The 12,181-nt window shown below is 43.4% G+C and carries 7 protein-coding genes; 1 reads left to right on the forward strand and 6 read right to left on the reverse strand.

The window, feature by feature from the left end; translation table 11 throughout:
• Positions 1 to 62: 62 nt before the first annotated feature.
• Both LN995_RS18275 and LN995_RS18280 read right to left on the reverse strand, forming a co-directional pair.
• A complete protein-coding gene (locus LN995_RS18275; RefSeq protein ID WP_229962530.1) occupies positions 63 to 965 on the reverse strand; it encodes a Ppx/GppA phosphatase family protein in 903 nt (300 codons plus the stop codon).
• Between the two features lie 99 nt (positions 966 to 1,064).
• Positions 1,065 to 2,441 (reverse strand): M23 family metallopeptidase, encoded by a 1,377-nt coding sequence (locus tag LN995_RS18280; protein WP_229962531.1) that lies wholly within the window; start codon positions 2,439 to 2,441, stop codon positions 1,065 to 1,067.
• Between the two features lie 169 nt (positions 2,442 to 2,610).
• Between LN995_RS18280 and LN995_RS18285 the strand changes: the two genes are divergently transcribed.
• Positions 2,611 to 3,456 (forward strand): murein L,D-transpeptidase catalytic domain family protein, encoded by an 846-nt coding sequence (locus tag LN995_RS18285; protein WP_229962532.1) that lies wholly within the window; start codon positions 2,611 to 2,613, stop codon positions 3,454 to 3,456.
• A gap of 108 nt (positions 3,457 to 3,564) precedes the next feature.
• On the opposite strand, the gene malQ is transcribed toward LN995_RS18285, so the two are convergent.
• Genes malQ through treZ form a run of 4 tightly spaced genes read right to left on the reverse strand, consistent with a single transcriptional unit; the run spans position 3,565 to position 12,064 of the window.
• A complete protein-coding gene (gene malQ / locus LN995_RS18290) occupies positions 3,565 to 5,079 on the reverse strand; it encodes a 4-alpha-glucanotransferase (protein ID WP_229962533.1) in 1,515 nt (504 codons plus the stop codon).
• Positions 5,076 to 7,802, reverse strand: a complete 2,727-nt coding sequence (gene treY, locus LN995_RS18295) for a malto-oligosyltrehalose synthase (RefSeq protein ID WP_229962534.1) — start codon at positions 7,800 to 7,802, stop codon at positions 5,076 to 5,078. Before treY ends, malQ begins: the two co-directional genes overlap by 4 nt.
• Positions 7,803 to 7,805: 3 nt before the next feature.
• On the reverse strand, positions 7,806 to 10,220 hold the full coding sequence (locus tag LN995_RS18300) for a DUF3536 domain-containing protein (RefSeq protein WP_229962535.1): 2,415 nt from the start codon (positions 10,218 to 10,220) through the stop codon (positions 7,806 to 7,808).
• A 2-nt stretch (positions 10,221 to 10,222) separates the two neighbouring features.
• Complete coding sequence (gene treZ, locus LN995_RS18305; RefSeq protein WP_229962536.1) at positions 10,223 to 12,064, reverse strand: malto-oligosyltrehalose trehalohydrolase; 1,842 nt, start codon at positions 12,062 to 12,064, stop codon at positions 10,223 to 10,225.
• Positions 12,065 to 12,181 lie beyond the last annotated feature (117 nt).

Here is a 12,181-nt window from a genome sequence, read left to right on the forward strand (position 1 = left end):
GTAGGGAAGATTTNATTTTTAATAACCTTGGTTAGGAGCTGCAAATGCTTTTACAATCATTTTTAGCTTAAAATGTCTGTAATAAACCTCTCTTCGGGGTGGTAACGCTCGTACAGCGCATGCAGGATACCATCTTTAAGACCAACAGTAGGTACAATCATACTTTCTAGTTTAGCCCATTTCATGGCAGATAAGTAAATTTCAGAGGCAGGTATAATGACATCAGCCCTATCTGGGTTAAGCATAAGGTCTGTTATTCGCTGTTGCATACTCATGCTGGCAATGCGGGCTGCTGTTTCTTCTATCTGTTTGCGATAAATAGGTTTACTTCCGGTTTTGCCTGCTAATTCAAATATCTTGTTAATGTTACCTCCGGTACCTACTGCGCGGGAGAGATGGTTTTTGCGGGAGTTAGCTTCTATCCAACGGCGCATGCTATCCCATAGTTCTTTCGAGTCTTCTCCATGCTTATGCCGTATAGAACCCTGCTCAAAAGACTGCGAAGCAACTTTTTCTCTGTTAACATAAATGTTAAACTCCGTGCTGCCACCGCCTACATCAATATGCAGGTAATTACGATCATCAAGGAAGTTTACAATAACTTTATTAATAATATCTGCTTCAGTTACACCATCTATCACCTGTATCTCCATATCGATTGCTTCGCGCACACGCTGAATAATCTCTGTTGCATTGGCAGAAGTACGCATGGCTGATGTGGCACAGATCATATAATTATCTACATCATGTACATCTATCAGCAATTTGAAAGCGTGCAGAAGCTTTATGAACTTCTGTATTTTTTCTTCGCTGATATAACCGTTGGTAAACACATCTTCGCCGAATCGAATAGCATAGCGAACATATTCTACTTTTTTAAAGATTACTTTTCCGTTCTGGTGTAAAACGCTGGAGATTTGGCATCTGACAGCGTTCGAACCTATATCAATGGCAGCTAGCTTCAAAAGTTTTTAATTCTGGTTGATTAGTTAGATATGTAAATATAATCAGAAAAGGGGAGTTTTTGCCGATTTTAACTTAGTATTGCGAATACCTACTATTCATTACCGGCCTGCAGACAAAGAGGCCTGTTGGCCGGTATAAATCCAGCCTGTTTCTCCATCGTTGTTACGAACCAGTCGGTAATCATTAAATGATGCCAGTACAGCCACGCTCGTTCCGGCTGAAAGACTGTCTTTGGCAGCTGCTAACGGATGTGCCTCATCTAACAGGTCTGTTTGTTTTGCTAAGCTTTCGTAACGTACCGGTTGGGAAATATTTTCTACAACAGAGGCAGAAACATAAGCTTCCACTTTATTAGGTAACTGTACTCTGTACCAATTGCTAGTGCCACCTAATACTTGTAGTGGCGTGTGCTGGGGCAAACTCATATAAACGTTGCTTTTGGTAGTCGGCATTAACCGGACATTGGCAAGTTTAGGTGAAATTCTAACCCATCCGCCTAAGGTACTAAGGTCAGATTTGATAGTTGAAGGCGTCTGAGACGGCTCATGTACGTAAGGGTAAGGATTAGTAGCTCCCTGCCCATAGCGGTAAATACCAAAATGCAGGTGCGGGTTAGTAGTGATAGCGTTACCTGTGTTACCAATTAAACCTAAGGTGTCACCGATGTTTACGTGCTGTCCAGCCTGTACTAACTGCTTGTCGAGATGTGCATAATAAAGACTTTGGTGGTGCTTTGTATCGGATAACCATACTACTTTACCTCCGCGAGGTGTTTCCTGTACCCTGGAGACATAACCAGCTACTGAGGCAATGGCTGGAGTTCCTCTAGTGGCAAAAATATCAATTCCCTCGTGTCTCCGGGCTCCTGCATCACGCGGGTCTCCCCATATACTGGCAATATTCCGGCTGCTTTTACCTAAAACCGGAAAAGCTAATACAGGCTGTGATTTAATAGTAATAGTATACTGCACACTTTGTAATAGCTCTGGCTGTATACGGAGCAAATGCATCAGTTCATCGTCTATCTCATATTCTATGGTGTTAGAAGCTGTGTCTGTATAAGCTACAAGTTTAGGCTCTTTTCCTTGAGTGGCTAGCACTTCAAACATATCCATGAACACTTTGCCTTCATTCCTGGACCTTGTTTCAAGGTTTACCACCACCTTTTGCCCCCGCTCTGCTTTAAACCTGTAGCTGGCAGCTTTAGGTTCTTCTGCTGCTATGTAACCTGTTTCTTTAAAAGGTAATGTTACTGTGAGGGAATCCTGAAGAGCATCCTGTCCAGCTTCAATCCAGCTTCTGCCTAATTCAGTATGGTCTAGTTTAGCACTTTTTAGAGAAGAGAGGTACTGCTGATAAGGTGTCTCCTTTTTGAACACTCTCCGTAATGTCTGCTGCTTTCCACAACTGGCAAGCAAAAGCAAAATGCAGGAGTAAATAGTTAACTGAACTAATTTTATATTCTGTTTATGCATATTAATCAGAAAAGGTTTTGTACTGTATAACAGCTATTAGTCCAAAAATGATGCCTTTGTGTAGAAAAAAATGATGATCTTCTTTTTGTACTACCTTAATTTATAACAGATGGCTAACTGTAGCGGCTACTGTTCGTAAAAAGAGGAATAGTTATAAAACAAATGAGCTATGAGAAAACCGAGATGGAGGTACACAAGAAGAAAACTAGCAAAAGGATTATTGCCGCTTTTCGCTCCCCTTATCCTGTCTCCGATAGCAACTCCGGTAGCCACTACTATGGCTAAACCGGACTCTAAACGGATTAAAGCCAGGATTTCTGATTATAAGGTTTTGAAGTTTAACCAAGTAGCTTTTAACCTCTATAATCATATGGATTTACAAGGCCAAGGGCTTCGTTTTGAGGTGTTCGATAAAGCGTTGACTGGTTATTATAACCTTAGAAGGGAACAAAAGCTATCAGAGAAACCAATAATTACGATTGTCGACTTTACCAAGTCCTCTACAGAAAAAAGGTTATGGGTGCTGGATTTAAGTAATAAGGAGGTGCTTTATAACACTTATGTGTCGCATGGTCGGAATTCCGGAGAGGAGTATGCTGAAAACTTTTCTAATGATACAGGCTCCTATATGAGCAGCATAGGCTTTTATGTAACTCAAGCCCCTTACTATGGCAAACATGGACTTTCGCTGAGATTGGATGGAATGGACGAGGCTTATAACTCTAATGCTTTAGACCGTTGTATTGTAATGCATGGTGCTGAGTATGCCTCAGAAAATGTAATTGACCTGACAGGTAGATTAGGCCGTAGTTTAGGTTGCCCGGCTATTCCTATGGAGCACCATGAGGAAATAATAAATACAGTGGTAGGAGGTACAACGCTTTATGTACATGCCGCAGACGATGCTTATACTTCACAATACCTGGATCAGGTGAATGCGATGGCGGAGCTGGTACAGGAAGAATCAGGTGAAAAAGCTGCACTAGGAGCTACTCCTAATTTAGCTTCTCGTTAAAAAGAGAAGATTCAATTTATGTGCAAAGAGTAGTAGAGGAACGGCCTCAATCACTTTGAAAAGCTCTGTAGTGTTCATTGCTTTTCAAAGTGATTGAGGCCGTTTATATTACCGTCCATACAAATCAACAAGTTTCTTTAAGGCCTTAGCTTCTTTCTTTGTAAACTGACTGGGTTTTAAGCGCCATTTCCAGTTATTTCCTCCTGTAGTGGAAGGTTTGTTCATGGTAGCTTCTGCTCCTAAACCTAATACATCCTGCATTGGCAGTACGGCAAGCTGTGCTACGGAAGCTAGAGCAAGCCTTTGCATTACCTCGTGCACATTATCTTTTGTAAGGCGATGAAAACTGTAATCGCTCAGTAATCGTTTATCTGCGGCAGTAGCTTCATCGAACCAGGCGCGGGCAGTACTGTTATCATGTGTTCCAGTATACACAATGCTGTTCCTGACGTGATTATGAGGCATAAAAGAACTTTCAAAAGCCTTTTCATCACCAACAAAAGCAAACACAAGTACTAACATACCTGGTAGGCTGAAGTTACTAATAAGGTCTCTTACTGGCTGGTCTATGTCGCCAAGGTCTTCTGCAATAATAGGCATCTGCGGGTATTTGTCCCGGATAATAGTCAGTATCTCATGGCCAGGTGATTTTTCCCATTTGCCATTTATAGCCGTGTCTTCATCTGCCGGAACTTCCCAATAGGCAGAAAAAGCACGGAAGTGGTCCAGGCGCAGTAAACCAAACTGGCGAAGGTTATGGTCTATCCGTCGAATCCACCAGTCGTAGTTGTGCTCCGCAAGCTCCTTCCAATTATAAACAGGTGTTCCCCATAGCTGCCCAGTTTCACTGAAGAAGTCTGGCGGCACGCCAGATACTGCTGTAGGCATACCTTCCTTATCAAGCTTAAAGTATTTCGGATTCGACCACACGTCAGCACTGTCGTGACTTACATAAAAGGGCATGTCACCAAAAAAGGAAATATCTTTCTCGTGGCAGTACTGCCTGAGTTGTTCCCACTGGTGGTAAAACAGAAACTGCATAAACTTTTCCTTTTCCAGTTCATCTGCTAACTCTTTAACCAAGTCCTGCATCGCGTTTTTCTGGCGATGCTTTATTTCCTTTGGCCATTCTGTCCAGCCTTTATCCCCGAAATGGTTTTTAAAAACAACAAACATGGTATAATCCTGAAGCCAGGCTTTGTGTTCCTTTTGAAACGCCTCAAAGGCTTTTTTCAGTTCTTTGGGCTGTTTGCCTTGGTAGTTTAGAAAGGTTTTATGGAGTATCTCTTTCTTAAAATCAATCACCTGCTCAAATTCTACCCGTGTATCGTCAAACTTAAGCTTTGTATCAAGTTCTTTCTCTTCTAAAAGTCCGTCTTTTATCAGCAACTCCGGGCTGATGAGCAGGTGGTTTCCTGCAAAAGCAGAGTGGCTGCTATAAGGGGAATTGTCATAAGCAAGCTCAGTTGGGTTAAGCGGTAGTATCTGCCAGAATCGCTGCCCTGCCTCCTGCAAAAGATCTGCAAAGGCATAAGCCTCCGGCCCCAAGTCGCCTATACCAAAGCGTGAAGGAAGAGAAGTAATATGTAGTAGTAAGCCGCTACTGCGTTTATCTATAATCATTGTGCTGTTGCTGTTAAAAGTGCTACTGGAAAAGTATCCATGATGGTTGCCAACGGAATAGCTTTATCTTGTTTTACTGCTCCATCTTTGCTAAAAGCTATTTTCCATGTTTGTGGAGCATTGTCTGGTAAAACAATAGCAGTGTCTTTCCATGTGTCTTTTCCTAATGGTAATGTTTCGTTTTGGCACAGGTTAACCAACATACGAGGTACGGCTACAATACACCATTGCTGCTGATAGTTTCGTGCAAAGGCAACCACATGTTCTTTATATTTCCCTTTTACTGTTAAAGGAATGTAACTTCCGTAACTGAAGAGGTCTTGTAAGCTATTGCGTACGCTTAATGTCTTGTACATCAGGTAAAGCTTAATACGGGCATTTTGGGTTTGAGACAGCAACTGTTTATGTAGTTGTGGAACGCTTTCCTGCTCGGCTTGCCTCAATTCCTGCAGATACTGCTGGCGCTGGTCATAGTTTACAGGTCTGCGGTTATCTGGGTCTACTAAGCTAAGGTCCCAGAACTCGGTACCCTGGTATATGTCCGGCACACCGGGGCAGGTAAGCTTAAGTAGTGTCTGGCACAAAGAGTAAATAGAACCATAATAAGCCAGCTTTTTAAAGAAAGGCTTAAACTCCGCTATAAACTCTTCATCTTGCTGTAACAGCTTTTTAGCCAGCTTCTGTATTTTCTGCTCATACTCTATATTAGGATCAGCCCAGTTCGTTTTCCTTTTGGCTTCACGAAGTGCTTTCTGCATATAATCCTGTACGCGTTGCACCAGTGAATCATCTATGGCCATGTTATGCGGCATTACGCCTATAAGCGTCTGAAGAAGAAAGTACACATCGTTTGGTGAGGTATCGGGCACGAGTAACCTGCTTTTTTCTAGCCACCTGTAAGCCATGTTGTCCCAATCATTCGATAGCTCACTCAGTACATTGAGACGCATACGGGCATCTTCGCCTCGCTTCGTATCATGTGTGGCAGTGGCATTAATAGAATAAGGGGCAGCTTCTACTTTGTATTTCATCCGTTCATGAAACTGCTCTGGTTTCAGGTGAAATATGTCTGGGCTATTACCTACTTCGTTTAATGAGATAAGGCGGCTGTAGTTGTAGAAAGTGGTGTCTTCCACGCCTTTGGCAGCCAAAGGCCCGGTAAACTGCTGGCAACGCATGACGAAATACAGTTTGTTGTTTACCTGCTCTTCTGATTCATCTGCTGAAACTTCAAATAAAGAACGTAAGTACCTAAGTTGTTCCTTTGCATCCGGGGCTTTTTCAGCAGCCTGTTTAAAGGCTGTATCTATTACCTCTAGTGCCTCCTGCGAAAGTGGAAATTTATTGCCATAAATACGATATATCGGAAAGGTAACCAACAGCATTTCGAGTGCTTGCTGCCATTTGTCTCTCTTGTCATCTGATGGGATAAGTTGCCGTTGCTGAAGTACGCGCAACAGGTTCTGTAGTTCCCCATTCATGCGTGTGCGTAGCATGAACAGCTTCTTTTCAAACACCATTTCTTCATACTCCACTGTGGCATTTGGCACCAGGCGCTTATAAACCGTACTTAGCCGTTCTTTGCCAGTAGGGAATGTATACAAATTGCTTACCCATGCTAAAAAATCGTAACCGCTGTTCCCTTGTATAGGCCAGTAAACAGGCATGTTTTCCTCGCCCTCCAATATCTTCTCTACAACCAGGTACATATCCTCACCGGCCATTTCCCGAAGTCTCTCCAGGTATTGGTCCGGATCAAAAAGCCCGTCTACGTGGTCTACCCGAAGGCCTTGTACCAGTTTCTCGTCGCAAAGCTGCTTAATAAACCGATGGTAGTGCTCAAACACTTCTGGTCGCTCCATGCGCAGGCAGATCAGGTCATTTACTGTAAAGAACCTGCGGTAGTTGATGCGCTGCATACTGTCTTTCCAGTAACTAAGCTTGTACTGCTGCATGGCGAGTAGCCTTTGCATTTTTTCAGTAGAATTGCTTATTTCCTCTAACAGCTGTTTCAGCTTATCCTGTAATGCCTGTTGCTGGCTGAAGTGTTGGTACAATGATACTTTTAGACTTTCCCATTCCTGTACATCTACTTTTTCTACTTTAGAGAACTGCTCAATTTTGTGCAGTTGTTCAACCAATCCTGCTCTTTCGTCTTCAACGTCTGTGTTCTGCTTAAGCCGACTGATCAGGTAAGGATAGCTTTCGAGGCTGGCGGGGTATACATTATCGAAGTAGCTGATGATAAAGCCCTTTTCTCCAAAAGATACTTTTAATTGATTCTGTTCCAGTACATTTTCCAGCGGTTCTCCCAGAAAAGGCACCATTACCTGCCCCTCGAACTCTGGGTTCTTGAAGTCAATGTCAAAAAAAGTATAATAAAAAGACTGGGCTCCTTTCTCCAGCACGTCCATTAGCCAGACGTTGGAGGCATCAAAAGCCATGTGGTTTGGCACGATGTCCTGTAACCAGCTCATGTTGTTCTCTTGCAGTGTTTTGGCAATCTGCCGAAACTCTTCCAAAGTTCCAATCTCAGGGTTTATCTGCAAAGGGTCGGTAACGTCATAACCATGTTCGCTACCAGCGCGTGCAGTAAAAAAAGGAGAGGCATAAATAGTACTTACCCCTAGCTCTTTCAGATAAGGGATAAGCTCTTGCACCTGTTTCAGCTTAAACTTAGCTGATAGCTGCAGCCTGTATGTAACGTTAGGTATGTGCACCATATTTTATGCTTTTAGATTAAGCCAATTATAGAGTTCTTCAAATTTATGACACCATATAGCATAACTTTCTTGGCTATATTGCTTATACTTTTCGTAGACAGTTTCTTTCAAACGGAAAGCAGAATTTTGCGCCTGCCAGTACTCTGGTTCTATCGGAGATTCCTGCAGTACCTGCAACAGGTCAATGAGCCGTTGCATCAGCTTCAGGTTGTCTGGTTCCTTCTCCAGCCTTTTCATCATAGTGTCAACTGTCAGGGCTGCTGTAAACCGAAGGGTGCCTCGCTTCAGGTTTATCTGCATACGGGCAGCCTCCTGTAGCAAGTTTTTTATCTCCCGAACATCCGGTTCATTGGTGGACAGTGCCTGCTGAAATTTTTTATCATTAATGTAGCTTACTGTTAACTGTAACGGGCGTGGCAGTGGCATGTTCAACGATTTCATGGCAAGCATTAAAGGGTAGTTGTTGTCATAGAGTTGTTGAAACTCATACTCTACGCCTTGCAGTGTTTGCCCCAGTACCTGTGCCAGTATCTTATGCTGATCGTCTTTGAACAGGTGCCAGAAAGAATAGTTATGCGACTCAAAGTGCTTATCAAGTAACATGATGATTTCACTGGTGTTGCCTTTATCAAAAGCCTCTGATAGTTCCTGCTGCAGTTGATTGAATGCATTGTTGCCTATGTACTCCCGAACACCGCCAAACAACTGGTGCTCGCCCAGGTGAAGCACGCCAAAAGTAATTTTCTTTTCCTCCCAAGTAATGGCTGATTTGATGTTGGCAATTCCTGTCGCAAGCTTCTGACGACCAGCCTCCTGTAATTCATAATTTTCTGAGGTGGCTGTAAAGCTATAAACTTGCAGTTGTTCCGGGTACTCGGCAAACAGCGAAGACACAGCATAATGCGCACCAACACGAAGCAAGTCGATAATAGCTGGTTTTACAATTAAGTTATATGTTACACCTGCGTCGCCTCTTTCTTTTACGTTACTCTTAGCCTTTGATAACAGCTCTACAAAATGCGTTTCATAATCCTGACCACTAATTTCGTAGGCTAACTGCAGGGCACGTGCAGCATAATAAATATCCTGTACAGTTTCAATTCCGGTTACCTCGTCAAAAAACCACCCGCAACTGGTGTACATCAGCAAGGTATGGTACTGCATTTCCTGAAGCTTCAGAAATTTAGTTTCCTCCTCTGTGCTTAGGTTGTGTGATGTGTGGCTCTTGATAAAAGCTTTCACGTTATCTTCGGAGCGGTCCATAACAACTTGTATATAATCGTCACGGGTTGCCCAGGGATCTGCCGATAGTTGTTTCATCTCCTGCTCGTAAAGTGGAGCCAGCTGATCGCGAAGCCAGTCAAATGCATCACGTAGTGGGCCTCGCCACTCCTGGTTCCAGTTGGCATTACCTCCGGTGTTACAGCCGCAGTCGCTGCGCCAGCGTTCTACACCGTGCGCACAACTCCATGAAGTATCCTCTATTATCTCGGCTTCATAAAGGGGCGGGTGTTTTTCCAGGAATTCACCATAAATGGTTACAGTGGCCAGTTTTTCCTGCTCAATATGGTGCAAGGCAAAAGAAAGAGCCATCTCTCCAAACCGATGATGGTGCCCATAGGTTTCTCCATCTGTGGCAATATGCATAAGCTGTGGCTCATCCCTGTTTTGATCCAGCTGCCCCACCAGGCGGTTAGCAAACTCATCTCCTCTGTTTAGCAGTCCCTCAAAAGCAATCCCCTGCGATACAGGAGCATCATAAAAGAAAATAACAATGCTCCTGCCCGACGGAAGGTTACACAGGTAAGTACGCTTGGTATCAATGTTAGCACCTTCGGCATGATGCCATTCTTTTTCTCCAATTTTTCTAAAGCTTTTAGCCTGGTAAGGAGACAAAATGGTGTATTTAATACCATGCTCTGCCAATATTTCCAGCGTTTCTGTATTAGCAGCTGTTTCAGCCAGCCACATGCCCTCCGGATCTCGACCAAAGCGCTTTTTAAAATCGTACTTGCCCCATATTACCTGCGTGTGTTTATCACGGGTATTAGCTAGTGGCATTATAATGTGGTTATACACTTGTGCTACGGCGGAACCATGCCCTGAAAAACGGCTCTGGCTTTCTTTATCAGCAGCCAGTATGGCTTGGTAAGTGTCTGGTGCTTTTTTCTCCATCCACTCCAGCAGAGTAGGGCCAAAGTTGAAACTCATGTAGGCATAGTTGTTCATAATGTCTACAATGGTTCCCTCTTCGTCTAGTATGCGTGAGGCTGTGTTTCGGGCGTAGCTCTCGTCGGTGATGCGTTCATTCCAGTCATGATATGGTGCGGCAGACTCTTGCATCTCCACGTCGTTCAGCCAAGGGTTCTCACGGGGCGGTTGGTAAAAGTGCCCGTGAATACAGATATAATTGTGCATAATTAGCTTTTGCTCTGAAGAATAACTAGTGATTCGGGTTGCAGGGTAATAGAGCCGTTTTGCTGGTCAAAACTGTTATTGCCAGTTCCGGTACCTCCCCAGGTTGTATCTGCTGAATTCAGCAACACTTCCCATGAATCACCAATTTCTTTTTCTAAAGATGTCTCCTGTGCCTGATCATTCAGGTTGAACAAACAATATATAAATGGTTTCTGCCCGTAATGAATAAGGTGAAGTACCTTATGGTCTGAATCAAAAGAAGCCTTAAGATATTCTTTACTTGCTTTAGCCAGGGTAGGAGAAGTTTTTCTAAGGTTAATAAGCTTTTTGTAAAACTCTCTTAGCTTTTGTTGCTGTTCATTCTGTTTGTAACTGTGCTGTAATTTAGACTGCCGGAATGTTTCCTCCGATTGAGGATCTGGCGCTTCCCCTTTCCAGGCGAAAGCAGAGAATTCTGCTTTACGGCCTTTGCGTACGGCCTCTACCAGGTTTTCGTCGGTATGGCTAACAAAGTACAGAAAAGGGTTTTCTTCGCCGTACTCTTCCCCCATAAATAACATTGGAGTGAACGGCGACAGTAAGTACAGGCCTGCGGCAACTTTAAGCTTTTCAAAAGAGACTAGCTTGGTAAGGCGCTCACCTAACATCCGGTTACCAACCTGGTCATGGTTTTGTATACAAACTACAAATTGCTTTGCAGGGTTGGCAGTGGCATCAGTTCCAAGTGTTTTTTTGCGATGTTCAGAGTAAATGCCATTATATATAAACGAATGCTGTAACGCTTTTAGAAGGTGCTCTGGCTCTCCATAATCTTCATAATATCCTTCCCGTTCACCAGTTATTAGTGTGTGTGCCGCATGATGATAGTCGTCCATCCACTGAGCTGCCAGGCCAAAGCCTCCTTGCTCCATAGGGTTTAGCAACTTTACATCGTTAAGGTCGCTTTCTGCAATAAGTATATACTCCTGGCCTGTCTGTTCACCTAATTGCTCTACATGCTCCTGAAGTTCCTTTAGAAAATGCTTTGCTCCGGTATCCAGTATTGCATGTACGGCATCGAGCCGTAAGGCATCAATATGATAATCTCGGAGCCACATCAAGGCGTTCTGCAGGAAGAAGTTCCGCACGTGGTCTGAATGCGCATCATCAAAGTTTAAGGCTTGCCCCCAGGGAGTACTGTATTTCTTTGTAAAATAAGGGCCATAGTCGAACAGGTAATTTCCTTCCGGCCCCATGTGATTATACACCACATCCAGAATAACAGCTATGCCTTGCTGGTGGCAGGCATCCACTAAGCTTTTTAAAGCTTCCGGGCCACCATAGGAGTTTTGAGCGGCAAAAGGGTAAACGCCATCATAGCCCCAGTTGCGGCTGCCCGGAAACTGAGCAATAGGCATTATCTCAATAGCTGTAATACCTAAATCCTTTAGCTCCGGTAACTTTTTTTGCACCCCTTCAAAAGTGCCTTCCTCTGAAAAAGTACCTATATGCAGTTCATAAATAATGTACTGTTCCAGTGGTATGCCTTTCCAGTTTTTGTCCTGCCAGTTATAGGAACTGTGGTCCACTACTTCTGATGCTTCATGTACACTGTCTGGTTGTGACTGTGATGCCGGGTCTGGTCGTTGAAGATCCTTGCCCAGGTTATAAAAATAGCGTGTTCCTGGCGCTGCATCCTCGGCCAAACCTGTCCAGTAGCCGAATGCTTCGCGCTGTAGCGGTATTTTCCTTTTTTCTGGATGTACCAGTACAACTTCTACCTGCTCTGCCTCTGGTGCCCAAACAGTAAAAACCGTTCCTTTATCTCTAGTAAATTCTGCTCCAATCGATCTTGTTACTCCCATAAATTTCTGAAGTTTTCCAATTTGATTTTAACTAGGGAATGATAAAATAGGTTGTGCTTTTTTTAGGAAAATAAATAATTGGAATCGTGATATTTATATATATATTAGTGATAGTTA

It is taken from the genome of Pontibacter silvestris, assembly GCF_020907275.1.
Lineage (GTDB): Bacteria > Bacteroidota > Bacteroidia > Cytophagales > Hymenobacteraceae > Pontibacter > Pontibacter silvestris.